We start from the raw sequence: 24,339 nt of genomic DNA on the forward strand, positions 1-24,339 counted from the left end.
GTGGTGGGAGGGGTGGGCAGAAGCCGGACAGGGCTTGGCGGCAGGCGGTGGTGGCGGCGGTGAGGGTTTCCTCGTCGGGCTTGCCTTCGGACATGGCGACGGCCGCCGTCGCGCTCACCGCCCCGATCGCCGCCCCACCATCGCGTACGCGGTCATCCGGTCGATCTCGCAGGCGCTCGCGAGCGCGGCGGCGAGCCGCTCCAGGCGGGCGTTCGAACGGTCGATGGACGCCTGCGGCGAGACGACGGGCGTCGTGCCGGGCCTGGTGGTGCCGCAGGACGCGGTGAGGTGGTTCCCGGTGGGGTGGATGCGTGTCGCCGCGCCGTACGGGGCCGGGCGGTGGTGGGTGCTTCTCGTCCCGCTGGCCATCGCCGTCGCGGCCGTCGCGGTCACGTACGTCGTGGCGGGGCGCAGGGAGCTGGGGGCCGGTCTGCTGCGCGACCGCGCCGGCACCGGCGGACCGGTACGGGGCCGGCTGCGCGGCACCGCCGGGCTGGCGTGGCGGCTTCACGGGGGGCGGGTCGTGTCCTGGGTGACCGCCCTGGGGCCCTCGTCGCCGTCGGCGCGGCCGCGTTCGCCCGGCGGGATCTGCTCGCCTGAAAGGAAGCGCAAATACGACGGGAGGCTACGCCTGGGCTTTACCCGGAACAATCCAGCCTTAGAGTAATCGAACCACGACCCAAAGTTACGATGGCGGAAGTTCGCGCATCTATCGCTCCAGGGGGGCTGGAATGACTGACGAGACCCGGGCCGACGAGGTACGGATCGACACACTGGACGGCGAGGCCGCGCTGCTGCACGTTCAGGACGACCCCGTGGCCGCCGCGGCCGTCGACGTGGCGGTCGAGACCGAGCTGCTGGACAACGCCCCCGCCCGCGAGGCGGTGGAGGCCCGGCGCGAGGCCGAGCGCCGCATCATCGGGCTCCCGGATGAGGAGCGGGCGCGCGTGCAGCGGCTCCAGCAGGAGCTGCGCACCATGGGTGCCGAGGTGTGGCCGGTCGCCCGGTGGTGGGGCTACGAGATCCGCCTCAACGAGTCGGCCGCCCTGCTGTCGGCCGAGATCCCCCAGCTCGTCGGCGAGATCGCGGGCATCATGCTCGGCGCGTGGGTGGCCCCCGTGGTCGAGCGCAGCGTACGCGCCAAGGCCGACTGGATCGCCTCCATCGCCCGCCCGTACGGCGTCAAGCTGGTCTCTCCCTGGACCGCCCCCGGCATGCTCGTCCCCGCCCGCCAGGACGGCCGCATCCCGACCGACGCCCGGCTCTACTGGACCGTCCACGAGCCGGGGGAGGGCTGGAGCCCGGCGCAGCGGTTCGTCGAGCACTTCGACGTGTCGGGCGCGGCGCTCGCGGTGTTCCAGGACCGGCTCCACCTCGTCCACCGCGGCGTCGCCGGCGACTCCGCCCTGTGGTGGACGGCCTACGACGCCGAGGAGGGCTGGCGCGAGGACGAACGGTTCCCGAGCCACCTCACCGACGCGGCTCCGTCGCTGACGGCCTACGACGGGCAGCTCTACTGCGTGCACCGCGGCGCGGGCGACGACACCTCGCTGTGGTGGACCCGCTGGGACGGCTCCGCCTGGACGCCGGACGAGCGGTTCCCCGGCCACTTCACCGACGAGGCCCCGGCCCTGGCCGCCTACGACGGGCAGCTCTACTGCGTGCACCGCGGCGCCGGCGACGACACCTCGCTGTGGTGGACCCGCTGGGACGGCTCGACGTGGACGCCCGACCAGAAGCTGCCCGGCCACCACACCGCGAAGGCCCCGGCGCTGGCGGTCTACCGCGGCCACCTCTACTGCGTGCACCGCGGCGCCGGCGACGACGCGTCGTTGTGGTGGACCCGCTGGGACGGCTCGGAGTGGAGCCCCGACCAGAAGCTGCCGCGCCACCACACGGCGCAGGCCCCGGCGCTGACCGTCTTCAAGGACCGGCTGTTCTGCATGCACCGCGGCGCCTTCGACCACAACCTGTGGTGGGCCGCGTTCGACGGCGCCGCCTGGACCGCCGACGAGCAGGTGCCAGGGCACCGCACCTCCGAGCGTCCGGCGGTCATCGCCTACCGCGACCGGAACGCCAGCCACGACCAGCTGCTCTGTGTCCACCGCGGCTGAGACGAAGGGCTGAGACGAAGGGCTGGGACGAAGGGCTGGGACGAAGAAAGTGCCGGCTCGCGCGAGGCGGGCCGGCACTTTCGTGTCCGTGACCTACCAGCCGGCGAGCTGCTCCAGGAACCACTCGATCAGCGGCTTGGACACCGCGCCGTGCGCGCGGTTGGCGGTGTCGCAGCAGAACGCGTCCAGCAGCGTCTCGTCCTTGGGCAGGTCCCTGAGGTCCCGGTAGAGGTCGGCCTGCCACCGGTACGGGTCACGGGCCAGCGCGATCGCGCTGACGGTCGGGACGAAGCAGCTGTCGCGCAGCCGCTCCTGGATCGGCAGCCCCATCGCGTCGGCGACCCGCCCCCACGAGTCGAGCGTGCCGCCGGGGGCGCCGTCCCACGCGGCGACGTGGGAGGTGGCGCTCGTCCACACCGGCGGGCCGAGCTTGATGGTGCCGATGTTCTCCAGGGCGCCGCCGTCCGGCTGGACGCGGGCGGTGAGCTGGAGATCGGCGGACTGCAGGTCGAAGACCGGCGTGCCCGGCCCCAGGTCCAGGCCGGTGCCGGTGCCGAGCCCGCTCGCCAGCCCCAGCTTGTACGGCCGCATCGGGAACCAGCCGACGCGGCGCAGGTCGTCCAGGAACTCCTGGCGCAGCGGGTTGGCGGTCACCGGCCCCGAGTAGTCGGCGCTGTCGACCCAGCCCCACAGCAGCTGCTGCGCGGCCGGGCTGCGGATCAGCTCGGCCTGGCCGGGCTCGCCGCCCACCGGCGGCTGCAGCGCCTCGTGCAGGTACGCCAGCTGCTGGAGCACCAGCGGGATCCAGGCGCCGAGGTGCGGCGTGTCGTAGGAGAAGTACTTGTCGGTCTGGTGGTCGAGGCCGTCGGCCTCCATGCGGGCCAGGGCGTACCGGGTGACCATGCCGCCCATGCTGACGCCGCCGACCACCAGCGGGGCGTCTCCGGCCCGCTCGGCGAGGACGCGCTGCACGCAGCTGACCGCGACGGCGGCGTTGGCCTGCAGGTAGGTGTGCCGCTGGTTGAAGCCCAGCAGGACGACGTCGATGCCCATCGCGCGGAGCCGGTCCAGGAAGCCGGGCCTGCCGTCCTGGTACGGCGTGTTGAAGTGCCGCCACAGGGCGTCCAGGTCGCTCGGCCCGTGGCCGAAGCCGTCGGCCAGGATCAGCGGCCGGGTGAGCGTGCGGTGGCCCTCGGCCAGGTGGACGGCGGCCCGTCCCTTGGCGGTGACGCCCTGGTGCGGGCGGTCGCCGGTCAGCTCCCAGGTCGTCTCAGGCCTGCGGGTGTCGGCGTCCCCGTCCCGCTCGGCGGAGAACCAGACTCCCTGCCAGCCGAACGCGTCGGCGATCTGCTCGCCCTGCTCGTCGCTCAGGCTGTTCCTGATGCCCTGGGCTCTGGTCTCGACGTCGATTCTCGGTTCCTGCGCCATGATCGTTCCTCTCGCTACGCTGCGCGGCCGACTGGGGCCACTGACGCCACACTACGGTGACGTTCAGTGACGGAACGGGGACGGAATGCAGTGGCACGGTCATCTTCCCGTATCGTGTTTTCGCAGGTCAGATGAGGTATGCGCCGTTTCGCAGGCCGACGCGTGACACCCCGCCGACCGGGGGCAGGGGGGCAGGAGGGACAGCGGCAGCGAGCAGCTCGGGGGAGTCATGCAGGCGTTCTGGATCGACGCCACCCACGAAGGGACGCAGGAGCGTTACGGCGAGGAGTTGCGCAGGTGGCGGCACGCGTTCGCGGACGCGGAAGGGGAGCAGGGCGCGGGCGGCGTGACGCTCGACCCGGCGCACTTCGCCGCGGCCGCCTGGGAGGCAGCCACCCGCCCCGCCGCCGAGTTCCCGTACGTACGGCGCCACTCCCGGGTGCTGGACGCGGCCTGCCGCCGGCCGGAGGAGGCCAAGGGCCTGCTGGCGGTGGTCGAGCTGGCCGTGCCCGCCCCGGTGCGGGTGCCCGCCGGCTGGGCGGGCTGGCAGCACGAGGGCGGCGACGACCGGACGTACGCGCCGCCCCCGTACGAGCGGCAGACCGCGCTCACCACGCTGGAGCTGCGTGTGCCGGTGCCCCCGGACCGGCTGCCCACGCCCACGCACGCCAGGGCCGCGGGGCTGCCGAACCTGGACGACGCGCAGGCCTCGCTCGAAGCGCTCGTGGCCGAGCTGAACACGATCGTCGCGCCGTTCCTGCGCGAGCTGGAGGGCGGCGGCGACGCCGGTGCGATGCCGGAGTGGCTGCGCACCCAGATCGAGGCCGACAAGGCGACGGCCGAGAGCGCCGGCGGACGCGCCTGGCGGTACGTGCCCGCCCACGAGGGCAACCGGCTGGAGTTCGACGAGGAGCGCGGCGTCGAGGCGATCGGGTTCCGCGAGGGCGACCTGCTGCAGCCCGTCGAGGCCATCCACGTCGCGCTGCACGACCCGGCCGACGTGATCGCCCGCTGCGAGGCCGCGCTGGCGCTGCTGGCCTTCCACGGCCGTGACTGCGAGGAGTGCTGGTCGGGGGTGCCCTGCCGGTCCGTACGGCTCCTCGCGACCGGTTACCGGTGCCGTCCCGGCTGGCGCGACGAATGGGCGCTGCCGCCGGTCGGCGAAGCAGAGCCCGGCGGCGAACCGAAGAGGGGATGACAGGCATGACGAGACGGGACGACCATCCCGACGACGAGTTCTTCGCTCCCGTGCTGAAGGAACCGCCGGCGCCCGAGGACGTCAGCGAGACGGGGCAGGTGAGCGACACCGGCGTGCCGGACGTGTCCGGCGCGGGCCGGGGAGACTGGGACGAGTCTCCGCCGCCCTCCAACAGGCTCAGCGTGACCCTGCTCGTGACCGGCCTGGTGCTGCTCGCGGGGGTGGTGCTGACCGTGCTGGCGCTGATCGCCGGGCGCCCGCTGCTGGCGATCGTGCCCGCCGTGGTGGCGCTGGCGGCCGCTTTCGGCCTGGTCGCGTACGGCGTGCGGCGTACCCGCTCGAACGGCGGGCCGCCCACCTTCGGCTGAGGTTTCACCCCGTTCGGCTGGGTATTCGCCCTGCTGGACGGCATACGACAAGGAGCCCGCAATGCCGCTGATCGATCGTGAATGCGTACGGCGACTGCTGGAGTCGGACGATCCGGACGCCACGCTGGTGTTCGTCCGGGGGGACTGCGTGGTCCTGCCGGGCGGGGAGGTGGACGACGCCCACAAGGGTCTCGTCATCGCCCGGCGTGACGACATGCTGCCCCACGTGCCGGACGGCGCCCCGACGGACCAGGTGCTCGACGACCTGGCCCATCGGCTGGACAACGTCGTCCGCGACCTGGGCGGCTGAGCTCAGAGGTGACCCTGGCTGCCGGCCGATGCCAGATGGCGCAGGTCCTGTGACAGGCTGTCGCGGACCTTGTCCATGATCTTGCCCTGCGTCGCCTCCTCGGTCACCTCCAGCACCACCCGCGCCAGGTAGGTCGCCCGCGACGTGTCGACCCCGGCGCGGTCGGCTACTCGTTGCACGAACTCCTCCCGTCCGAAATGTTGCCCCGAGCCGAGGCCGCCGAGGACCTCCGTACGCCGGAGGTGCTCGCCGATCTCGTGGGGCAACTGGGCGGCCAGGTGGTCGGCGAGCCCTTCGGTGATGCGCTCGCCGAGCGTCTCCAACGTCGCCCTGCACGCCCGCTCGGCCTGGTCACGAGCGCCGAGGTGTGCGCGTGCCTGTACCTTTCCGATGAATTCGTCGTGTTGCACGATTCCTCCACACGGCTTGGTGTCTGCCCTGTGCGTGGATTTCCTGAGACGAGTATCCGCCCGCTGTGGCGGGCGGCCCTCCCCGCGCGCATACCCGTCGCGACTATACGGAAACGACTCCGCGGAGCCGCTCGCCCGGCGGCCTTTTCCGGCATGGTTCTTTACTGATTCCACACCCATGTTCGACGCAATGTCCGTTTTTATGATAAAATTGCCCCTTATTGAGCCGTGTAGCGTCTCAAGGGGTATTTTGTGGAAAAAGGCACTGAAGGCCAGGTAGATCAGGACGTCTACGTGCAGCAGGAGCTGCACCGGCTGCGCGACAGCATCGACAACCTCGACGCCGCCCTCGTCCACCTGCTGGCCGAGCGGTTCAAGTGCACCCAAGAGGTCGGCCGGCTCAAGGCCCGATATCAGTTGCCGCCCGCCGATCCCGAGCGTGAGGCGGCACAAATTCGCCGGCTGCGCGCGCTCGCGGAGGAGTCGAAACTCGACCCCGTCTTCGCCGAGCGGTTCCTGAATTTCATCATCGCCGAGGTGGTCAGGCACCACGAGCTGATAGCGGCCGCCGCGCGCGGCAATTAGACCCGGGCGAGGAAGGCGAGCACGCGCTCGGTGAGCAGCGCGGCGGCCTGCTCGTCGTAGGAGGGCAGGCTCGGGTCGGCGAAGCCGTGGCGGTCTCCGGCGTAGAGGAACAGCTCGGCGTCGGGGGCCGACTCGACCAGGGCGCGGGCCGCGTCGAGGTCGCCCTCGCCGGCGAAGACCGGATCGGACTCCATGCCGTGCACCTGCACCGGGACGTCGCCGGGCCACGCCTCGCCGAACTCGGAGACGGGCACGCAGCCTTCGATCAGCAGCGCGCCCTTCGCCCCGGGACGCGTCTGGGCCAGCAGCTGCGCGGGCAGCACGCCGAGCGAGTAGCCGGCCAGGACCAGCCCGGCGGGCAACCCCTCGGCGGCGGCCCGGCCGCGCTCGATCAGCGTGCCGAAGCCGATTTCCTGGGCGTGGGCGACGCCCTCCGCCGACGTGTCGAAGACCCGGCCGTCGTACAGGTCAGGCAGGTGCACGGTGTGGCCGGCCGCCTCCAGCACGCCGGCGAACGAGCGCATCCCCGGCGTGAGCCCGTGCGCGTGATGGAACAGCAGGACGTCGGCCATGCCGCCTCCTCGGTTCGATCAGGTTTTCGAAGAGTATGTCACGGCCAGGGCCTCGGCGTACGCCCCTACGCGGGCAGCTGAAAGTGCCAGACGATCAGCGCCGGCGAGCCCTCGACGGCCGCCCGCGCCGCCTCCGGCGCGAAGCCGACCAGGGACCACGGCCACAGCTCCCACGGCACGAGACTCGCGGGCCCGCGCTCCGGCGGGTCGTCCGGATCGGCTGCCGGCGACGGCTCCTCGCAGCGCCGCACGGCCAGCCCCGCCCGCAACGCCGCGCGCACGTAGTCGCCGGTCCGGTGGTGGTACGTCGCCACCCGCCCCGGCGACCCGTCGGCCAGCCGTACGGGCGGGACGACGCCGCGCGCCACCCCCTCGGGATGGATGTCGGAGGTGATCACGTGACCGCCCGGCCGCAGCACCCGGGCGAACTCGGCCAGCACCGGGTCGAGGTCGGGCACGTGGGCCAGCGCCAGCGAGCAGACCACCAGGTCCACCGAGCCGTCGTCCACCGGCAGGCGGCGCAGGTCGCCGAGGCGGAAGTCGCCGTCCGGCACGCGTACGCGGGCCCGCTCCAGCATGTCGGGCGAGCTGTCCACGCCGAGCACCCGATGACCCCGCCCGGCCAGCGCCGCCGCGAACCGGCCGGTGCCGCAGGCCGCGTCGAGCGCGACCCCCGCGGGCAGCTCCGCCACGATCTCGTTGACGATGGGCTCGTCGTAGTCGAACGCCGAGTTGGGCCCGTCGTACGTCTTGGACCAGATGCGGTAGCCGTCGACCGTGTCCACGCGGGCGACCTCCACGCCCGCGCCGGCCAGCGACTCGTCGTCGAGCAGCTTGCGGATCTCCGCGACGCGCGCCTCGACGAACGCACGCCCGTGCTCTCCGGTGAACGACCGCATCAGGGCCATGCCCTGCAGCCCCAGCACGTACGCCAGCGGATGCTCGTACATCATCAGAGGGACGCTAACCGGGCGCACCGGCCGGATGCCACCGAATATCGGGCTCGGGCCCGCGTCCGGGCCCGAGCCGGCCGGGTCAGGTGACGTCGGCGTTCTGGGCCGCCTGGTAGACCGCCATCGCCTCGTTCCCGAAGAAGGGGCCGAACATGAAGTTCGGGGCGAAGGTGTAGGTGAAGCTGTTGACCGAGTTGAGCCAGCCCTGCCCCGTGGACTCGTCGAAGCCCTGGAACCACGGACCGCCGCTGGACCCGCCCGTCATGCCGCAGCGCAGCCCCTGGTCGCGGGTCTGCACGGTGTCGTCGAACGCCTGCCCGCTGCAGTAGATCAGGTCGGACCCGTCGAACGGCTCGGCCGCCGGGTAGCCGAAGGCGTAGTTCTGCCGGCCGCGCGGCTGGTTGAACGCCACGCCCTGGCCGCCGACGACGTCGGTCAGCGTCCGGCCGTTCAGCGGGGCGACGACGACGGCTGCCACGTCGAAGTTGATGTCCTCCTGGTCGTTCCACTGCCGCGTGGTCAGCATGCGCGAGGCCGCCCACGTCCCGAACGGCCGCCGGCCGTCGTCGAAGGCGGGGACGAACACCCAGTTGCGGTGGGCTGCGCCGTCGAGCTTCACGCAGTGCCCGGCGGTCATCACGACGCTCTCGTTGGCGCTGGTCACCGCCGTCCCGGAGCAGGAGGAGTTGCGGCCGTCGGCGGTAGTGAAGAAGACCCGCCCCACGGTGCGCACGACGGCGCCGCCGTCCTCCCAGGTGAGCCCGGAGCTGTTCGGCACCGCGGCGGCGAGCGCCGTGCGCCCCGTGGTGGCCGAGGAGCTCTGGTAGGTCCACGGCGTGGAGCGGGTCGTGGTGGCCGCCGTGCCCCGGGAGGCCCAGGGCGTGCCGCGGGACGGGCCGTTCGACGAGGTCGCGCGCCGGGGCGGGGGCGCGTCCAGCGGCTGCGCCGCCCGCATGCGCTGCGAGGTCCAGTACCGCAGCACGGTCCTGCGTTCCGACCAGGAGTCCGTGGCGCTCCATCGGGCGGGCCTGGGGTCGGGGCCTGCGGCGGCCTGAGCGGTGCCCGGGAGCGCCGGCGCGCAGGTCAGGGCGAGCGCGGCGGCGATGAGCAGGGCGGCTCTGCGGTGCATTGACGTACCTCCCGAAACGCGGAATCTGCCGCTCGGAGGTACGTACGGTCACCGCCATATTCCTCAATTCCTGCTCATGCCGATATAGCACTATCACGGAGCGCATGAGTGCCGACACCGACCGTGAGGAGAAAGGCAGTCTGGGGCCGGATGGTGATGCTCTTTCCGGCTTCTTTCCTCGGAGGGGAAATTCGGATACGGCGTGGCGTTACAGGGTCGCTGTCCGTAACTGTAACCATCGTTGATGGTTCTCGTGCCTGGCCGTTTCGGCAGGCCAATCGGGCTGCACGCCGGCCTGCGACTCACGCGACCATGGGTCGCATTCCGAAAGGTAACGGTATATGTTCACCCGGGATAATCGGACAAAAGTTACAGCCGACTCGGCGCGGCCGAGGGTGCGCCACTCGCTGAAGAAAGCGGCGGGACTGGCCAAACACGGTGCCCTCGCGATGGCGCTGGTCGCCACGATCGCCCCCGCGGCACTGGCCGCTGACCCGTTCGGCATCGAAGACGACATGCCGCCCGCGAGGCCGAGGCCGATGCCGACCCCGACCCCGACCCCGACGGCGTCGCCCTCACCCACCGAGACGGTGTTCGACGACGACCGCCGCCGGCGCCGCCATCATGTCCACATCCACCGGGAGCACGGCCGCTGCTCGCCGCACACCTTCTGGCGCGTCCACAGCCTGTCGCCGAGGAACTTCTTCCTGCCGCGGACCAGGTTCATCGACGGTCCCGGCGGCACGATGACGGTGACGGTCACGCGTGAGCACGAGGTGACGGCCTTCCTGGAAACCGAGAACGAGCGCACGTGGACCCATACGCGGCGCCTGTTCGAGCGCCGCCGCACCGACGACGCCTTCGAGAACCTCAACGTCGCCGACGTCGTCCACCAGCTGCGCAAGCTCGGCCTGCCGCACCTGGAAGAGCGGCACATGGTCTTCGCCGGGCACGAGTACACCCGTGACATCAGCGACAAGAAGTACGGCAACATGTGGTACCGGGTCTTCGGCTACCGCATCGGCTACTCCGCCTGGCGGGTGCTCGGCACGTGCCGTCACGTCCCGGTCGCGCGCGGCCTGGTGAACGTCCCCTCCCGCGTGGAGGGCTGGCGCTACTGGGAGACCAAGCGCCCGATGTTCAAGGGCCGGCGGCTTCCCTGGAAGAAGTAGCGCGTCACCGCAGGTCGAAGGGGGTTCTCGTAACCGATTCCCGGGTATGAGAGTGGCTCGGGGAGCGCCTTCCGCGACGCCGCCGTCCGGCCGGCGCCTCCCTTGCCTTCCGCGAGGAGGACACCATGGCCGTCGTTCTTCTGGCCATCGCGCCGCTCATGATCCCGCCGTCGAGTCCCGGTGGCCAGAGTTCCAGCCGCTCCCGGCGCCGTCGGCGCCGGCACCGGCGCTTGTGACGCCGACGACCACCCAAGCGCAGCGCGGGGGAACGACAGGGTCTCCCTGCGCTGCACCGGCCGCGGACGCAGCCCTCCTCCCCGGGCGCGCCCGCAGCCGGCATGTAAGGCCCCGTTCGATTTCCGCAGAACGGCTCAGGACGGCTCAGGACCGCTCGGCGAACGACGCCAGGACGATGCCGAGCGTCCGCTGGTTCTGGCCGGACGCCTTGGCGTCGGTGGAGTTCACCCAGTAGACCAGGGTCCGGCTCAGGTCACTCCAGCGAGTCGGGCAGGCGGGGCGCGGGCAGGCCGCTGGTGTGATCCGTCTTCTTCACGATGACTCCAGGTCAAGAGGATGATCAGTGCGCCCATCGTGCTCGCCGCGGGGCCCGGGGCGGATCGCCGCCGCGGGGGATTTCCCCTCGCTCGTGTGAGGGAGGCTCGCAATCCCCCGCACCGGCGATGTGCCCCGACGCCCGCGGCGGTGAGGATCTTCGCCATGAACCCTCGCATCTCCTTCGTCGCCGCGCCGCTGCTCGTGCTCGCCTACGGCGTCATCCGGATCCTCGACGGGCTCGACGGCAGCCGGGGCCCCGGTCTGGCCTGGACCACCGGGCATCTCGCGTTCATGGCGGCGCTCGTCCTGTTCGTCCAGATCTTCTGGCGGATGCGGGCGATGGCCGGGCGGAACGCGCTCGCCACCGTCACCGCGGCGCTCGGCACCGTCGGCGTCGCGACGCTGCTCGCGCAGTTCGGCATCGACATCGTCGTCGGGTTCATGGCCGCCGACCACGCCGCCATGGGTCCGCTGTTCGACCAGGTGCGGAGCGTGCCGGGCGTGCGGCTCGCGGTCTACGACGGAGGGCCGTTCCTGTTCTACCTGGCCCAGCTCGGCCTGGTCGTCCAGCTCGCCGCCCGGCGCCGGATCAAGGCGTGGACGCCCGTGCTCGTCCTGCTCGACCTCGCCCTGCCGTTCGCCGACAAGGATCTCATCCCGGTCGGCGCCGTCCTCCTGCTCGTCTCCTTCCTGCCGCTCGCCCGCCGGGCGGACGAGGGGACGGCGCGGCCCGCCGCGGCGCTCGCATGACCCGCCCGGAACCATGGGATGCCATGTCCGAGGTACGGGTTCTCGCACGGCCGCGCCGATGGGCGAACGCGCTGCCGCCGATCTGGGTGGACTCCGCGCTCGCTGCCGCGGTGCTGGTCGCCCAGCTGTGGCCGCTGCTGTCCCGCGACAACCCGCACGGCGGACCCTGGCACTGGTGGGGGTACGTCTCCGTGATCGCCGCCACGGCGCCGCTGGTCTGGCGGCGGCGCTCGCCCGCGCTCGTGCTGGTGACCTCGCTCCTCCTGGGCGAGAGCTACGACCTGGTGGACGAGGTGGCCGCCCAGCCCATCTGGTACGCCGGGCTGGTGGCGCTCTACACGGCGGCCGCCTACTCCGGGCGGGTGACGCGCGTGGCCCTGCTGACCGTGACGCTCGGCGGCGGACTGCTGATGGTGGGCTCGTGGGAGACCGCGATGCGCGGGATCGTGCTCTTCGTGGCCGCGTACGCCATCGGCCGGGCCGCCGCGGCCTCCCGCGCCCGGGCGGCGGCGCTGGAGGAGCGGGCCGCCCGGATCGCCCGCGACATGCACGACATCCTGGCCCACGCCGTCAGCGTCATGGTGGTCCAGGCCGAGGCGGGCCCGCTGGCGGTGGAGCGCGATCCCGCGCGGGCCGTGGCCGCCTTCGACGCCATCGCCGCCGCCGGGCGCGACGCGATGGAGCAGTTGCGCCGCATGCTCAACGTCCTGAAGGAGGAGGAGGGTCCGCGGGGGCCGCAGCCGACGATCGCCGCCCTGCCCGCGCTGGCCGAGCAGATCCGGGCGACCGGGCTGGACGTGACATACTCCACCGCGGGCGAGCCGCGGCCGATGTCGCCCGACGCCGAGGTGGCCGCGTACCGGATCACCCAGGAAGCCCTCACCAACGTCGTCAAGCACGCGGGCGCCGGCCGCGCCGGCATCGCCCTCACCTGGCGGGAACGCGAACTCATGATCGACATCACCGACGACGGCCGGGGCCGCGGACCGGGCCTGCCGTCCGGCGGCAACGGGCTGATCGGCATCCGCGAGCGGGCCGCCGCGTGCGGCGGCCCCACGCCAGGCCGGGCCGCCGCCGGAGCGGCTGGCCGCGCTCACCGCCCGGCGAACGCGAGACGCTGCGGCTCATCGCGCGCGGCCTGTCCAACGCCGAGATCGCGCGGGAGTTGGTGGTCAGCGAGCACACCGTGAAGACGCACGTCAGCAACGTGCTCACCAAGCTGGGGCTGCGTGACCGGGTGCAGGCCGTGATCGCCGCGTACGAGACCGGGCTCACCGTCCCCGGCGGGCACTGAGCCGTCAGAACGACGCGGGCCCGATCAGGCTCATCAGTCTCCGCATCTGGTGGGGGACGTCGCGCACCTCCACGTCGCCGCCGGCGGCGAAGTCGCGCAGCGTGCGCACCGCGGCGACGTCGGCGAAGGTCACCCCGGACAGGTCCACGATCAGCTCGTCGTCGATGAGCCGGGCCCGTTCCAGCGTTCGCCGCAGCTCGGCGCTGTTACTGCCGTCGATCTCGCCGGACAGCCGGATCACCGAGGGGCCGGGCATGATCGCGCACGTGATCCGCAGGGTGTGGTCGACGTACAGCACCTGTTCGGGCGGTGCCCAGCTGAGAGCCGGGCCGGTCGCCTGGTCGGCGATGCGGTGGGGGTCGAGGGCGGCGTCGTGGCTTGTGGTCATCACCTCAGCCCATCGGGGCGGTCCTTCGCTCGGGGTCGGTCAAACGGCACCGGATCGGACAGATTGGCCCTTTCAGGATAACGGAGTAACGAGAATACCGGAATACTTTTTCGTTAGTGGATCTTCGCCCATGCGGCCTGTCCTCCCCTTAAGTCGATCACAGACGAAAGGTCGGTGATCGACCGCGATTAGGCCCTACTCGATCGGCGTAACTCGGGTTACATTCACGTTAATTTGCCCTCTCTTATCCCCCGAGTAGACCGAAGGAGAGGCGTGAGAGCGAGAACCGCGATCGCGGCGTTGACGGCTGCGGCATTCCTCCTGCCGGCCACGGTGGCGCAGGCCGCCGGGGCCACCACCGCCGTGGCACCACCCCCCGACGACCAGTTCCAGAAGGTCACGCTCAACGATCATCCCGGCGAGCCCATGGACCTCGCGGTCCTGCCGGACTCCCGCGTCCTGCACACCACCAGGCAGGGCGAGGTCTGGCTGCACGACCCGAAGACCGGGCTCAACACCCTGGCCGCGGAGATCGACGTCTACCAGCACGACGAGGAGGGGCTGCAGAGCATCGCCCTGAGCCCCGGCTTCGGCAAGGGCTCCAAGAAGGACGACTGGATCTACCTCTACTACTCCCCGCCGCTCGACACCCCGGAGGACGACCCGGACACGCCGGACGTCAACGAGGGCGACGCCCCGGAGACCGGCACGCCGGAGGACTTCGAGCCCTTCAAGGGCCACATCCAGCTGTCGCGCTTCCGTTTCACCGGCTCGACCATCGACCTCGGCACCGAGCAGCAGATCCTCCAGGTCCCGGTGGACCGCGGCATCTGCTGCCACGTCGGCGGCGACATCGTCTTCGACGCCAAGGGCCTGCTCTACCTGGCGACCGGCGACGACACGAACCCGTTCGCCTCGGACAGCTTCGCGCCGATCGACGAGCGCGCCGACCGCAACCCGGCGTTCGACGCCCAGCGCAGCTCCGCCAACACCAACGACCTGCGCGGCAAGATCCTGCGCATCAAGGTCGGCGAGGACGGCTCGTACACGATCCCGGACGGCAACCTCTTCGCGCCCGGCACGGAGAAGACCCGGCCCGAGATCTACGCGATGGGTCTGCGCAACCCGTTCCGCATCGAGCTCAACCGGACCAACGGTGACCTGTACGTCGCCGACTACTCGCCCGACGCGCGCCAGCCCGATCCCGAGCGCGGTCCGGCGGGGCAGGGCAAGTGGACGATCATCCGCGAGCCCGCCAACTACGGCTGGCCGTACTGTGCGACGGCGGAGCTCCCGTACGTGGACTACGACTTCGCGACCGGCGAGTCGGGTGAGCCGTTCGACTGCGCCGCGCCCGTGAACGAGTCGCCGCACAACACCGGCCTGCGCGAGCTGCCCCCGGTCGTCCAGCCGGACGTGTGGTACGGCTACAGCCTGTCGCAGGAGTTCCCCGGGCTCGAGACCGGCGGCATCGGGCCGATGGCCGGGCCGGCGTACGACTTCGACCGGCGTGACACGCGCGGCAAGAACCCCGTGGCCTGGCCGGAGTACTACGACGGTGTGCCGCTCTTCTACGAGTGGACCCGCGACTACATCAAGGCGTTCCACCCTGACGGGCGGATCGAGGACGTGCTGCCCTCGGTCTTCTTCGACGCCCCGATGGACATGGAGTTCGGCCCCGAGGGGGCGCTCTACGTGCTCGAATACGGCAACGACTACTTCGAGGTGAACGAGACGGCCCAGCTCTCCCGTATCGACTACATCGGCCACACGGGCAACCACAGCCCGATCCCGGCCGCACAGGCGTCGGTGACGGCCGGCCAGGCCCCGCTCGCCGTCAGTTTCACCAGCGAGGGCACGAGCGACCCCGACGGCGACCGGCTCAGCTACGCCTGGGACTTCAACGCCGACGGCAAGGTCGACTCGCGTGAGCCCGCGGCATCGTTCACATTCAGTGAGAACGGCGTCTACGATGCCACGTTGCGGGTCAGCGACCGCGCCGGCATGTCGGCGGCGACGTCGGTGCGGATCGTGATCGGCAACGAAGCGCCGGTCGTGGAACTGGTCCGGCCGGTCACCGGCCAGCCGTTCGAGTTCGGCGACGTGGTCGAGTTCGAGGTCCGGGTCACCGACGACCAGCCGGTGGACTGCGACAACGTGGTGGTGAACTACGAGCTCGGCCACGACGATCACACCCACAACCTGAGCGTGGCCCGCGGCTGCACCGGCAGCTTCCAGACCACCGCCGGCGGCCACGATCCGGAGGCCGACAACCTCAGCGCCGTCTTCATCGCCGAGTACACCGACCCGGGAACCGGCGACCTGCCGGAGCTGACCGGCAGCGACCAGGCCGTGCTCCGGCCCAGCGAATAGGAGATCGACCCATGTGCTACGGCTACCGTCCGACCAGGCGCGGCCTGCTGGCCGCGGGGCTCGGGCTCGGCGCGGCCGCGTTCGCCGCCACCTCGGTGTCACCGGCCGCCGCCGCGGCCGGCCCGAAGAAGCCGAAGGGGCGGCGCGTGCCCCCGGGCCAGATCAGCATGCAGATCTACAGCGTCCGCGACGACCTGGCCAGGGACTACGACGCCACGCTCACCTACCTGGCCGAGATCGGCTACCCGAAGGTCGAGCTCGCGCTCGGCTACTTCGGGCGCACGGCGGCGCAGCTGCGTGAGTTCCTCGACGGGCTCGGCCTCCACGCCAGCTCCAGCCACGACGGCATCAGCCCCGACGACGCGGCGCTGGAGGCGAAGATCTCCAACGCGCTGACCCTGGGCCAGAGCTACATCGTGGTGCCCTACCTCGACTCCCAGAACCTGGACGACTGGAAGGGCTGGGCGGAGCGGATGAACGTCGAGGCCGCGGCCGCCCGGTCGGCCGGGCTGCACTACGGCTACCACAACCACGCCCACGAGTTCACCACCGACCTCGGCGGCGGCACGACGCCCTGGGACGTGCTCACGAGCGAGCTCGACCCGAAGCTGGTCCACCTGGAGATCGACATCTACTGGGCGGTCACCGGCGGCGTCGGCCGCGGCGCGGCGGACCCGGTGGGCTTCGCGATCGACGTGATCCGCGACGCGCCGCAGCGCGTGCTGCAGTACCACGTCAAGGACCGGCACCTGGACGGCGACATGGCCGACCTCGGCACCGGGACGATCGACTTCCGGCGCGTGTTCGAGGCGCACCGCGTGCGGGAGTACATCGTCGAGAACGACACCCCCGACGTCACGCCGCGGCGTACGTCGGAGGTGGGCTACAGCTACCTGCGGAACCTGCGCTACTGAGATCACGACGCCGAGCCCGGCCCCGTGCCGGGCTCGGCGCCCTCAGGCGACGCTTCCGATGACCGGCTCGCCCGTCGTCTCGTAGGTGACGTAGACGACGCCGGAGCCGGTGGTCCGCGTGCCGGTCAGCTTCAGGCCGGCCGCGGCCGTGCCCTCGGCGAAGATCCGCTTGCCCTCGCCCAGCACGACGGGGAAGACCAGCAGCCGGTACTCGTCGACCAGGCCGGCCTGCTGCAGGGAGTGGATGAGCCGGCTGCTGCCCTGGGTGACGATCTCGCCGTCGGTGCGCTTCTTGAGCTCGGCGACCGTCTCGGCGGCCTCGCCCACCAGCACCTCGGTGTTGCGCCACGCGGCGGTCATGGGCGTGCGCGTGGTGACGTACTTGTTCATGTCGTTGATCCAGGCGCCCTCCTCGTCGGGGACGTCCGGCCAGTGCGCGGCGAGGATGTCGTACGACCGGTGGCCCAGCAGCATGCCGGTCGCGTTCGCGAACACCCCGCCCATGATCTCGCCGAAGCCCTCGTCCACGTGGGGGGCGAGCCAGCCGCCGTAGGGGAAGCCGTTGTCGTCGTCCTCGCTCGGGCCGCCGGGGGCCTGCATCACACCGTCCAGCGACACGAACGCCGCGACCACCAGCCTGCTCGTCATCGTCGACTCCTCTCGGGTGGGGGCGTCCGCCCCGCTGTCTGTGTGACCCAGCTTGGCGGGGACGGTTTACGGATCCCTTAAGGCTTTCCTACGGTCGCGCGCTTCGGCCCTCCATCCCGGTGACGGTGATGGTCCCGGTGGTGGCGCGCAGGCCGAATCCGTAGCGGAACCGGCTGCGGACCTCGGCGGTCGTCAGCGCGCCGGCGATGGAGGTGGTGTACAGGCGCCGCCACGTGCCGGCGTGCTCGGCGTACGACGTGAGCGTCTCACCGGTCAGCAGCACGGCGAGGCGGTCTCCCGGCTGCAGGGTGGCCGGGATCTGGTCCGCCACGTCGAGGAACTCACCGTTCACGCGAACGTCGAACCCGGTGGTCCCACGGGTGTTGTTGTACCAGGCGGTGGCGTAGTCGCTGTCGTCCTTGATCCAGCCGACGAAGACGCTGTCCTCCTGCTTGCCGGTCTCGGCGAACGAGCCTATGGTCACCACGCTGACCGCCTGGTCGGAGGCGAGCGCCCTCCCTCCGGCCATCAGGCCGAAGTACGGCTCCGTGCCGGTCCCCCTGAAGCGCCCGTTGCCGACGGTGACGTCGGGCAGATCCTCGCCGGAGAACGGCTGGTACGTGACGTACCCGCCGGAGGCGCCTCCGGCGAACCGGTCGTCGAGGGCGACCACCGGGAGCGCTCCCAAATCGAGCGTGGCACCCGGCCGCACGCGGGCCGACGGGCTCTCCGGCTGGACCGGCTGCACGGACGACGATCGGCTCGGCTTCGCGGACGCCGACCGGCTCGGCTTCGTGCTCGGCGACCGGCTCGGCTTCACGGACGGCGATCGGCTCGGCTTCGTGCTCGGCGACTTGAGCGGCTTCGCGACCGACGACGAGAGCGGCATCGCGACCGCCGGCGGGCTCGGCTGCGCGGCCGACGGCTGGTTCCCCTGTGCGAGGGCCGGCGTCTCCCGGCCGCTGAGCCAGGACGGCACCACCAGCACACCCGCCGTCACGAGCAGCGCCGCGCCCCCGGCCGCCACCGCGAGCACGGCCCCCTTGGAACGCCGCCGGCGCGACCGCCCGGAAGCGTTGGTGATCTCATGCTGGTTGTACGGCCGTGGCAAGGGGCCGCCGCCGGTGAGGGCGCGCAGCACCTGGTCGGCGGACGGGCGCACCGCCGGGTCCTTGGCCAGGCAGGCGAGCACCAGGGGACGCAGCGGCTCCGGCACGCCCGACACTTTGGGCTCGCCGTTCAGGATGCCGTGAAGGATCACGGGGATCGCCGAGCCGGGGAAGGCGCTGTGCCCGGTCGCGGCGAAGACCATGCTCCCGGCCCACGAGAACATGTCGGAGGCCGGGGTGAGCGGCCGGTTGGCGAACTGCTCCGGCGACATGTACGACGGCGTGCCGGTCACCTGCGTGTTGGTGGTCACGTGGTCGAACGCGCGGGCGATGCCGAAGTCGATCACGACCGGCCCCTCCGGGCCGAGGATCACGTTGGCCGGCTTGAAGTCGCGGTGCACGACGCCGGCGGCGTGGATCGAGGCGAGCGCGGTCAGCGTGGAGACCGCCAGCCGTTCCAGCCCGCTGCCCCTCCGGGGCCCGTCGCGCTTGACCAGCTCGTCCAGGGACGGGCCGGGGACGTATTCGCTGACGATGTACGGTTGCTCGCCCACCAGACCCGTGCCGATGATCCGGGCCGTGCAGAAGGCGGCGACGCGCGCCGCGACCTCCGCCTCGCGCAGGAACCGGCGCCGCGTCTCGGGGTCGGCCGCGAGTTTGCGGTGCAGAACTTTGATCGCCACCCGCAGGCCGCCGGGGGCCTCACCCAGGTAGACCGTGCCCTGGCCGCCCTCCCCCAGGACGCTCAAGATTCGGTGTTCACCGAGCTGCCCGTGTTCCGGCGCGCGATGGACGGTCACAGCACCACTCCGCAAGAGTCGGACGATCTTTCCATGTCGCGATCAGAGTAGCCGCGTACTGGGAAGTAAGTCCGAAAAGAGGGGAATCGCCCGGTACGTGTCCCGTAGGCTCGAGTGCATGAGCGGAACGTACGCGTCCGCGTGCCGGCTCACGCCGAGCGCCGTGATCGGTCCGTCCACGATCCACGGCACCGGGCTGTTCGCCGTCGCGCCGATCCGCCCCGACGAGGTCGTGATGCGGTTCGGCGGTCAGGCCATCGACGACGCCACCCTGGCCCGGCTCGCGCCGCCGTACAGCAGCATGACCGTCGCGGAGGGCGTCCACCTGCTGCTCGACGTCGACCATCCGGTCAGCCGCGGCAACCACTCCTGCGACCCCAACCTCTGGCACCGTGACGCCACCACGGTGGTGGCCCGGCGCGCCGTCGAGCCGGGGGAGGAGCTGACCATCGACTACGCCACGCACACCGGGGTGGAGAGCTGGTCGATGGAGTGCCGCTGCGGCACGGCCCTGTGCCGCGGCGTCGTCTCCGGCCGCGACTGGCGCCTGCCACGCCTGCGGGCGGCGTACGGCGAGCACTGGAGCCCACCCCTCCTCGCCCGCATCGCCGCCCACGGCTGATCCGGGACATCCGTTGAGCGGCCCTGGGATGAGAACAGGACACTGCATGGCTATACGGGGGCAGATGTAATGATGCGATCCCTGTGATGAGCAAGGTGGTGGAGTGGGATGTCCGGGAGCGTTGACGTCGCGGAGCTGAAGCGACGTATGGGGCGGGTCGGGGTCTGGACCGGCATGTTGAGCCGGGAGTCGGCGGCGTTCGAGCGGGACGCCGCCGCGGAGATCGAGAGTCTCGGCTTTGGCACCCTCTGGGTCGGTGAGGTTCCGATCAGCAAGGAGGCGTTCACGCACTCGGCGGTGTTGCTGGGCGGCACGCGGTCGTTGCTGATCGCCACGGGCATCGCCAGCATCTGGTCGCGTGACGCGGTGGCCGCGGCGAACGCGGCGAACACCTTGACGGAGGCGTATGACGGCCGGTTCGTGCTGGGCCTGGGGGTGAGCCACGCGCCGTTGGTGAACACCCGGGGGCACGACTACGGCAAGCCCGTCTCGGCGATGCGCACCTATCTTGACGGCATGGACCAGGCCGAGTACCAAGGCCCGCTCCCGCAGCCCGCGCCGCGGCTGCTGGCGGCGTTGCGGCCGAACATGCTGGAGCTCGCGGCGTCGCGGGCGCAGGGGGCGCACCCGTACTTCGTCACCCCCGAGCACACCGCGCGCGCCCGCGAGATCCTCGGCCCCGATCCCGTGCTGGCGCCCGAGCAGACGGTGCTCCTGGAGACCGACCCCGAGCGGGCGCGGGAGGTGGGTCGCCGGTTCACCTCGCGCTACCTCGCCATGCCCAACTACGTGAACAACCTGCGCGCCCTGGGCTGGGACGACGCCGACCTCGAGGGCGCCGGCAGCGACGCGCTGGTGGACGCCCTCGTGGTGTGGGGCGAGCCGGAGAAGGTGATCGAGCGCGTACGGGCCCACCTCGACGCGGGCGCCGACCACGTGTGCATCCAGCCCCTCGCCGACACCTCCCAGCAGATGCTCGAACACCTCCGCATCCTGGCCGAATCCGACGTCATCGCCTCCTGACACTCCGTTCGGGTGAGAGGGCTGCCCCTGGGCAGCCCTCTGCCGTCTTGGAGGACGTCACCTCTTCGACAGGCCCAGGGTCTCGGCGGCGGATTCCAGGGCGGCGAGGTGGTCGTCGGGGGTGCGCAGCCCGGCGTTCATGGTGTTGATCGCGATGTGCGTGGCGCCGGACTCCTCCCACCTGCGCGCCGTGGCGGCCAGTTCGTCCGCGTCGCGCGTCCAGCCGAGGCGGCCCTCCATGCCGAGCGCCGACGGATCGCGCCCCGCCTCGGAGGCGGCCTGCTCGACCATGGCCTTCGCCTCGTCCAGCTCCGGGCCCGGCCCCATCTGCGGGAACCACCCGTCGGCCAGCCGTCCGGCCCGCTGGTACGCCCGGGGCGACTGCCCGCCGAACCAGAGCGGGATCGGCCGCTGCACCGGCAGCGGCGCCAGCCCCGCCCCGGTCACCCGGTCGAACCGGCCCTCGAACGTGATCGACTCCTCCGTCCAGAGCCGGCGCAGCAGCTCGACCTGCTCCTCGACGCGCCTGCCCCGGCTGCCGAAGTCCTGGCCGAGCGCCTCGTACTCGACCGCGTTCCACCCCAGCCCCACGCCGAACCGGAACCGCCCGGACGTCAGCAGGTCGATCTCGGCCGCCTGCTTGGCCACCAGCGCCGTCTGCCGCTGCGGCAGGATGATGATGCTGGTGACGAGCTCCAGCGAGGTGATCGCGGCGAGGAAGCCGAAGAGCACCATCGGCTCGTGGAACGTGGACCGCACGTCGTAGGGCCCCTGCCAGCCCTTGTGCACGGCGGGGTCGGCTCCGACGACGTGGTCGAAGGCGATGAGGTGCCGGAAACCCAGCTCCTCCACCCGCTGCCCGTAGGCGCGCACCGCGCCGACGTCCCCGCCCATCTCGGTCTGCGGAAAGACGACACCGATCTGCATATATGGCTCCGCCCGAAGATCCTGCTCGATGAACGACCATCATCACCCGCGGCCCCGCATCACCGCCCGCCGACGCTCCGAGCCGGCCGGCCGGCGTCAGACGACAGCAAGCTTCTCTTCGATGCGCGGCGAACGTGACAGCGGTTCGGCGAGATGGGTCTCATCGAAGGTTGTCGTTTCGGCGTGCACTCCACACTGCCAGCCCGGCCACCAGGACGAGAACGCCGGCGAGCCAGAGGATCCCCTGGAGTGGCAGGGCATCGACGATTGTGCCGCCGGCCAGCGCGCCGAGACCGATCGAGAGATTGAACACCGCCACCCACAGAGCGGAGGACTCCTCGACCGCTTGTGGCGCGGACCTGATCATCCACGTCTGGAGGCTCGTGGAGACTCCGCCGTACACCAGGCCCCAGCCGATGAGCAGCACCGCCCCGCCCGCGGCGGTGAGCCCTGCCATGGGGTAGAGCAGCACGGTCACCCCCAAGGCGGCGGCGATGGTGAGGACCGTTGCATGGAGCCTCTTCGCCACGGCGGCACCCGCGATGAAGTTCCCTGCGACGCCCGCTATGCCGAATCCGAACAGCAGAGGCCCGATGAGTCGCGCGTCGATGCCGGACAACTCCTGCAGCACCGGGCTGATGAACGTGTAGGCCGCGAAGTGGCCGGTCACGATGAGGAAGGTCGCCAGGATGCCGACCCGGACGCCCTGATTGCGGAACTGGTCGGCCAGCCGCCGCAGGCCGACGGGCTGAGCAGCGGTCAACGGTGGCAGCACGGCCAGCAAGGCGATCAGTACGACCAGGGCGAGCGCGCTCAGCGCTCCGAACGCGATCCGCCAGCTCGCCAGCCCGCCGATCACCGTGCCGATGGGGACGCCGAAGACGTTCGCTGCCCCGACGCCGCCGAAGATGATCGCCGTGGCCCGCGGTACGAGCGGGGCGGAGACGAGCCGGACGGCCAGACCCCCGGCGATGGCCCAGAACCCGCCGATCGCCACCCCGACCAGCACGCGGGCGCTGATCAGGAGCGCATAGTTCGGGGCCAGGGCGGAGGCCAGGTTGGCGAGCGTCATGAGCCCCATCAGGGCGACGAGCAAGAGCCGGCGATCCATCCTGCCGACGAGTACCGGGACCACCGGTGCGGCGACGGCGGCGACGATGCTGGGGACCGTGACCATCAGACCTGCCGCCCCCTCGGAAACCGACAGTGCCGATCCGACGGGGCTGAGCAGTCCGATGGGGAGCTGCTCGGCCGTCACCAGGAGAAATGTGCCGAAGGCCACGGCGGACACCGCGAACCAATGATTCTTCGCCGACGCGTCTCGCCCGGTCGTCGCAGGGTCCGTTGCCGTCACGTCGTGTCTCCCCTCTAATTCGGGAGCGATCGCTCCCATATGACGGCACACCCTAATACGGGAGCGATCGCTCCACAACGTTGGTAGAGTGGCGACCATGGCACGGCCCAGGGAGTTCGACGAGCAAGACGTGATCGCCAAGGCGACCGACCTGTTCCGGCGCCGCGGCTACAACGCCACGTCCGTCCGCGACCTGGGCGCCGAGCTCAGACTCAAGCAGAGCAGCCTGTATCGGGCCTTCAACGACAAGCGCACACTGTTCTTGCGGACGCTGGACCACTATCGGGCGACGGAGTCCACGCAAGCCGAAGAGCAGCTCAGCGCCCCCGGTCCCAGCCTCGAAGTCCTGCGGGAGTGGTTGATCTGGATGATCAGCCACGAGGCCGGTCGCGGCTGCTTCGTGGTCAATACGGCTGCCGAACTCGGCACCACCGACCCCGAGGTGCGGCAGAGGACCGAGGCCGCGTTCGAAGTCACCAGGCGAACCCTGGCGTCACTGCTGCGCCGCGGCATCCGCGACGGCGACCTGCCCGCCGCATTGGACGTCGACGCCGCAGTGGAGTTGCTGTTCACGACGGTGCTCGGACTGCGCGTACGCGAACGCGCCGGACACGACCCCCAACGGCTCGCCGCAGCGATCGACTTCACGATCAAGACGCTCGCGACATCTGCGACCTGACCACGCCCTTCCCGGTTCCACGACGGTCACCGTAGTGGGGATCAGTGGGGTGTGGCCTTGGCTCCGGTGGGGGCGATGGGGTACCAGGCGTCGTCGGCTCCCCGGCCGCGCATGTCGCCCGGCCGGGTGTCACCCGTGTGGCGGTAGACGGGCCGGCCGCCGATGGTGAGCTGGATGGTTCCGTCCGGGCGCTGGATGGCTCCGACGGCGGACGGGTCGACCCCCGGGGAGAGGTAGACCTTGCCGCCCTCCCGGATGGTGACCGGGGGGAAGACCAGCGCGCAGGCGTCGGCGCAGCTCGACACGTTCGGGGCGTCGTGGTCGGAGCGGTAGAGGGTGGAGCCGTTCACGTCCGTCAGGTACGCGCCGACGGCGTCGGACGAGGCGACGGCGAGCTGCACCCACTTGGCCGGTTGCGGCTGCGGGATCGCGCCCACCGGGGTGCCGCCGTCGCCGGTCAGGCCGTGCTCCGCGGCCGTGCCGCCGACCAGTTGCAGGCCGGTGTTCGGGACGGACGAGGACGGTGGCGTGGCCGAGGCGGTGGGCTCCGCGTCCACGAGGACGAGGGTCTTGGCGCAGGCGGACGTGCCGAGCAGGGCGAAGAGGCAGGCGGCCGCCAGCCGCACGCCTACGTGGGTGCGCCGGTCGTGGGTGAAGGGCATCG

24 protein-coding genes and 2 pseudogenes are annotated in these 24,339 nt (G+C 71.4%); 14 read left to right on the top strand and 12 right to left on the bottom strand.

What is annotated here, in order from left to right:
- Positions 1-114: 114 nt before the first annotated feature.
- Positions 115-453, bottom strand: a complete 339-nt coding sequence (locus C1J01_RS48960; RefSeq protein ID WP_146615436.1) for a hypothetical protein — start codon at positions 451-453, stop codon at positions 115-117.
- Between the two features lie 278 nt (positions 454-731).
- Here C1J01_RS48960 and C1J01_RS01690 point away from each other — a divergent pair, with 278 nt between their 5' ends.
- A complete protein-coding gene (locus C1J01_RS01690) occupies positions 732-2,114 on the top strand; it encodes a PLL family lectin (RefSeq protein WP_111175263.1) in 1,383 nt (460 codons plus the stop codon).
- Between the two features lie 93 nt (positions 2,115-2,207).
- Here the strand turns inward: C1J01_RS01690 and C1J01_RS01695 are convergent, their stop codons facing one another.
- Complete coding sequence (locus tag C1J01_RS01695) at positions 2,208-3,542, bottom strand: esterase/lipase family protein (RefSeq protein WP_111175264.1); 1,335 nt, start codon at positions 3,540-3,542, stop codon at positions 2,208-2,210.
- A 229-nt stretch (positions 3,543-3,771) separates the two neighbouring features.
- Between C1J01_RS01695 and C1J01_RS01700 the strand changes: the two genes are divergently transcribed.
- The 3 genes from C1J01_RS01700 to C1J01_RS01710 all read left to right on the top strand — a co-directional run bounded on the left by C1J01_RS01700 (position 3,772) and on the right by C1J01_RS01710 (position 5,418).
- Positions 3,772-4,740 carry a DUF6221 family protein gene (locus tag C1J01_RS01700; protein ID WP_111175265.1) on the top strand — a complete coding sequence of 323 codons (969 nt, stop codon included), beginning with the start codon at positions 3,772-3,774 and terminating at the stop codon, positions 4,738-4,740.
- Positions 4,741-4,745: 5 nt separating this feature from the next.
- On the top strand, positions 4,746-5,108 hold the full coding sequence (locus tag C1J01_RS01705) for a hypothetical protein (RefSeq protein WP_111175266.1): 363 nt from the start codon (positions 4,746-4,748) through the stop codon (positions 5,106-5,108).
- A gap of 61 nt (positions 5,109-5,169) precedes the next feature.
- Positions 5,170-5,418, top strand: coding sequence for a hypothetical protein (locus C1J01_RS01710; RefSeq protein WP_111175267.1), 249 nt, complete (start codon positions 5,170-5,172; stop codon positions 5,416-5,418).
- A 2-nt stretch (positions 5,419-5,420) separates the two neighbouring features.
- Here C1J01_RS01710 and C1J01_RS01715 read toward each other — a convergent pair whose 3' ends face one another.
- The gene (locus C1J01_RS01715; protein WP_111175268.1) at positions 5,421-5,828 is read right to left on the bottom strand and encodes a DUF2267 domain-containing protein; all 408 of its coding nucleotides are present in this window, start codon (positions 5,826-5,828) and stop codon (positions 5,421-5,423) included.
- A 252-nt stretch (positions 5,829-6,080) separates the two neighbouring features.
- Between C1J01_RS01715 and C1J01_RS01720 the strand changes: the two genes are divergently transcribed.
- Entirely contained in the window at positions 6,081-6,413 is a 333-nt protein-coding gene (locus tag C1J01_RS01720; RefSeq protein WP_111175269.1) for a chorismate mutase, read from the top strand.
- Here the strand turns inward: C1J01_RS01720 and C1J01_RS01725 are convergent.
- The 3 genes from C1J01_RS01725 to C1J01_RS01735 form a co-directional block, all read right to left on the bottom strand.
- A complete protein-coding gene (locus tag C1J01_RS01725) occupies positions 6,410-6,985 on the bottom strand; it encodes a dienelactone hydrolase family protein (RefSeq protein WP_111175270.1) in 576 nt (191 codons plus the stop codon). The genes C1J01_RS01720 and C1J01_RS01725 overlap by 4 nt on opposite strands.
- A gap of 65 nt (positions 6,986-7,050) precedes the next feature.
- A complete protein-coding gene (locus tag C1J01_RS01730; protein ID WP_111175271.1) occupies positions 7,051-7,938 on the bottom strand; it encodes a class I SAM-dependent methyltransferase in 888 nt (295 codons plus the stop codon).
- An 82-nt stretch (positions 7,939-8,020) separates the two neighbouring features.
- On the bottom strand, positions 8,021-9,067 hold the full coding sequence (locus tag C1J01_RS01735) for a trypsin-like serine peptidase (RefSeq protein ID WP_111175272.1): 1,047 nt from the start codon (positions 9,065-9,067) through the stop codon (positions 8,021-8,023).
- Positions 9,068-9,516: 449 nt separating this feature from the next.
- Here C1J01_RS01735 and C1J01_RS01745 point away from each other — a divergent pair, with 449 nt between their 5' ends.
- The 4 genes and pseudogenes from C1J01_RS01745 to C1J01_RS01760 form a co-directional block, all read left to right on the top strand.
- Entirely contained in the window at positions 9,517-10,239 is a 723-nt protein-coding gene (locus tag C1J01_RS01745) for a hypothetical protein (protein ID WP_146615437.1), read from the top strand.
- 717 nt (positions 10,240-10,956) lie between these two features.
- Entirely contained in the window at positions 10,957-11,544 is a 588-nt protein-coding gene (locus C1J01_RS01750) for a hypothetical protein (protein WP_111175275.1), read from the top strand.
- 23 nt (positions 11,545-11,567) lie between these two features.
- Positions 11,568-12,251: pseudogene (locus C1J01_RS54045) on the top strand (histidine kinase dimerization/phosphoacceptor domain-containing protein); the annotation flags it as partial.
- 364 nt (positions 12,252-12,615) lie between these two features.
- Positions 12,616-12,838, top strand: a pseudogene (locus C1J01_RS01760) (response regulator transcription factor); the annotation flags it as partial.
- 4 nt (positions 12,839-12,842) lie between these two features.
- On the opposite strand, the gene C1J01_RS01765 reads toward C1J01_RS01760, so the two are convergent.
- A complete protein-coding gene (locus tag C1J01_RS01765; protein WP_111175277.1) occupies positions 12,843-13,226 on the bottom strand; it encodes an STAS domain-containing protein in 384 nt (127 codons plus the stop codon).
- 273 nt (positions 13,227-13,499) lie between these two features.
- Between C1J01_RS01765 and C1J01_RS01770 the strand changes: the two genes are divergently transcribed.
- Positions 13,500-15,599, top strand: a complete 2,100-nt coding sequence (locus C1J01_RS01770) for a PQQ-dependent sugar dehydrogenase (RefSeq protein ID WP_220039695.1) — start codon at positions 13,500-13,502, stop codon at positions 15,597-15,599.
- An 11-nt stretch (positions 15,600-15,610) separates the two neighbouring features.
- Positions 15,611-16,513, top strand: coding sequence for a sugar phosphate isomerase/epimerase family protein (locus C1J01_RS01775; RefSeq protein WP_111175278.1), 903 nt, complete (start codon positions 15,611-15,613; stop codon positions 16,511-16,513).
- A gap of 42 nt (positions 16,514-16,555) precedes the next feature.
- On the opposite strand, the gene C1J01_RS01780 is transcribed toward C1J01_RS01775, so the two are convergent.
- On the bottom strand, positions 16,556-17,161 hold the full coding sequence (locus tag C1J01_RS01780; protein ID WP_111175279.1) for a dihydrofolate reductase family protein: 606 nt from the start codon (positions 17,159-17,161) through the stop codon (positions 16,556-16,558).
- Positions 17,162-17,249: 88 nt separating this feature from the next.
- On the bottom strand, positions 17,250-19,019 hold the full coding sequence (locus C1J01_RS01785) for a protein kinase domain-containing protein (RefSeq protein WP_146615438.1): 1,770 nt from the start codon (positions 19,017-19,019) through the stop codon (positions 17,250-17,252).
- Between the two features lie 169 nt (positions 19,020-19,188).
- Here C1J01_RS01785 and C1J01_RS01790 point away from each other — a divergent pair, with 169 nt between their 5' ends.
- Positions 19,189-19,692, top strand: a complete 504-nt coding sequence (locus tag C1J01_RS01790; RefSeq protein WP_111175281.1) for an SET domain-containing protein — start codon at positions 19,189-19,191, stop codon at positions 19,690-19,692.
- 108 nt (positions 19,693-19,800) lie between these two features.
- Entirely contained in the window at positions 19,801-20,715 is a 915-nt protein-coding gene (locus C1J01_RS01795; RefSeq protein ID WP_111175282.1) for an LLM class F420-dependent oxidoreductase, read from the top strand.
- 57 nt (positions 20,716-20,772) lie between these two features.
- Here C1J01_RS01795 and C1J01_RS01800 read toward each other — a convergent pair whose 3' ends face one another.
- Together C1J01_RS01800 and C1J01_RS01805 are read right to left on the bottom strand one after the other, a co-directional pair.
- Positions 20,773-21,642, bottom strand: coding sequence for an LLM class F420-dependent oxidoreductase (locus C1J01_RS01800; RefSeq protein WP_111175283.1), 870 nt, complete (start codon positions 21,640-21,642; stop codon positions 20,773-20,775).
- A 160-nt stretch (positions 21,643-21,802) separates the two neighbouring features.
- Positions 21,803-23,035 carry an MFS transporter gene (locus C1J01_RS01805; RefSeq protein ID WP_111175284.1) on the bottom strand — a complete coding sequence of 411 codons (1,233 nt, stop codon included), beginning with the start codon at positions 23,033-23,035 and terminating at the stop codon, positions 21,803-21,805.
- 58 nt (positions 23,036-23,093) lie between these two features.
- On the opposite strand from C1J01_RS01805, the gene C1J01_RS01810 reads away from it, so the two are divergent.
- Positions 23,094-23,675, top strand: a complete 582-nt coding sequence (locus C1J01_RS01810) for a TetR/AcrR family transcriptional regulator (RefSeq protein WP_111175285.1) — start codon at positions 23,094-23,096, stop codon at positions 23,673-23,675.
- Between the two features lie 41 nt (positions 23,676-23,716).
- Here the strand turns inward: C1J01_RS01810 and C1J01_RS01815 are convergent, their stop codons facing one another.
- Positions 23,717-24,337: a hypothetical protein gene (locus C1J01_RS01815; protein ID WP_111175286.1), complete on the bottom strand. Its 621-nt coding sequence runs from the start codon at positions 24,335-24,337 to the stop codon at positions 23,717-23,719.
- Between the last annotated feature and the right edge of the window lie 2 nt (positions 24,338-24,339).

It is taken from the genome of Nonomuraea aridisoli (assembly GCF_003236395.1).
Lineage (GTDB): Bacteria > Actinomycetota > Actinomycetes > Streptosporangiales > Streptosporangiaceae > Nonomuraea > Nonomuraea aridisoli.

Coding starts and splice junctions, on each gene's coding strand:
- C1J01_RS01690 (WP_111175263.1), top strand. CDS start 732: ATGACTGACGAGACCCGGGCCGACGAGGTACGGATCGACACACTGGAC.
- C1J01_RS01695 (WP_111175264.1), bottom strand. CDS start 3,542: ATGGCGCAGGAACCGAGAATCGACGTCGAGACCAGAGCCCAGGGCATC.
- C1J01_RS01700 (WP_111175265.1), top strand. CDS start 3,772: ATGCAGGCGTTCTGGATCGACGCCACCCACGAAGGGACGCAGGAGCGT.
- C1J01_RS01705 (WP_111175266.1), top strand. CDS start 4,746: ATGACGAGACGGGACGACCATCCCGACGACGAGTTCTTCGCTCCCGTG.
- C1J01_RS01710 (WP_111175267.1), top strand. CDS start 5,170: ATGCCGCTGATCGATCGTGAATGCGTACGGCGACTGCTGGAGTCGGAC.
- C1J01_RS01725 (WP_111175270.1), bottom strand. CDS start 6,985: ATGGCCGACGTCCTGCTGTTCCATCACGCGCACGGGCTCACGCCGGGG.
- C1J01_RS01730 (WP_111175271.1), bottom strand. CDS start 7,938: ATGATGTACGAGCATCCGCTGGCGTACGTGCTGGGGCTGCAGGGCATG.
- C1J01_RS01735 (WP_111175272.1), bottom strand. CDS start 9,067: ATGCACCGCAGAGCCGCCCTGCTCATCGCCGCCGCGCTCGCCCTGACC.
- C1J01_RS01745 (WP_146615437.1), top strand. CDS start 9,517: ATGGCGCTGGTCGCCACGATCGCCCCCGCGGCACTGGCCGCTGACCCG.
- C1J01_RS01750 (WP_111175275.1), top strand. CDS start 10,957: ATGAACCCTCGCATCTCCTTCGTCGCCGCGCCGCTGCTCGTGCTCGCC.
- C1J01_RS01765 (WP_111175277.1), bottom strand. CDS start 13,226: ATGACCACAAGCCACGACGCCGCCCTCGACCCCCACCGCATCGCCGAC.
- C1J01_RS01775 (WP_111175278.1), top strand. CDS start 15,611: ATGTGCTACGGCTACCGTCCGACCAGGCGCGGCCTGCTGGCCGCGGGG.
- C1J01_RS01780 (WP_111175279.1), bottom strand. CDS start 17,161: ATGACGAGCAGGCTGGTGGTCGCGGCGTTCGTGTCGCTGGACGGTGTG.
- C1J01_RS01790 (WP_111175281.1), top strand. CDS start 19,189: ATGAGCGGAACGTACGCGTCCGCGTGCCGGCTCACGCCGAGCGCCGTG.
- C1J01_RS01795 (WP_111175282.1), top strand. CDS start 19,801: ATGTCCGGGAGCGTTGACGTCGCGGAGCTGAAGCGACGTATGGGGCGG.
- C1J01_RS01800 (WP_111175283.1), bottom strand. CDS start 21,642: ATGCAGATCGGTGTCGTCTTTCCGCAGACCGAGATGGGCGGGGACGTC.
- C1J01_RS01805 (WP_111175284.1), bottom strand. CDS start 23,035: ATGGGAGCGATCGCTCCCGAATTAGAGGGGAGACACGACGTGACGGCA.
- C1J01_RS01810 (WP_111175285.1), top strand. CDS start 23,094: ATGGCACGGCCCAGGGAGTTCGACGAGCAAGACGTGATCGCCAAGGCG.
- C1J01_RS01815 (WP_111175286.1), bottom strand. CDS start 24,337: ATGCCCTTCACCCACGACCGGCGCACCCACGTAGGCGTGCGGCTGGCG.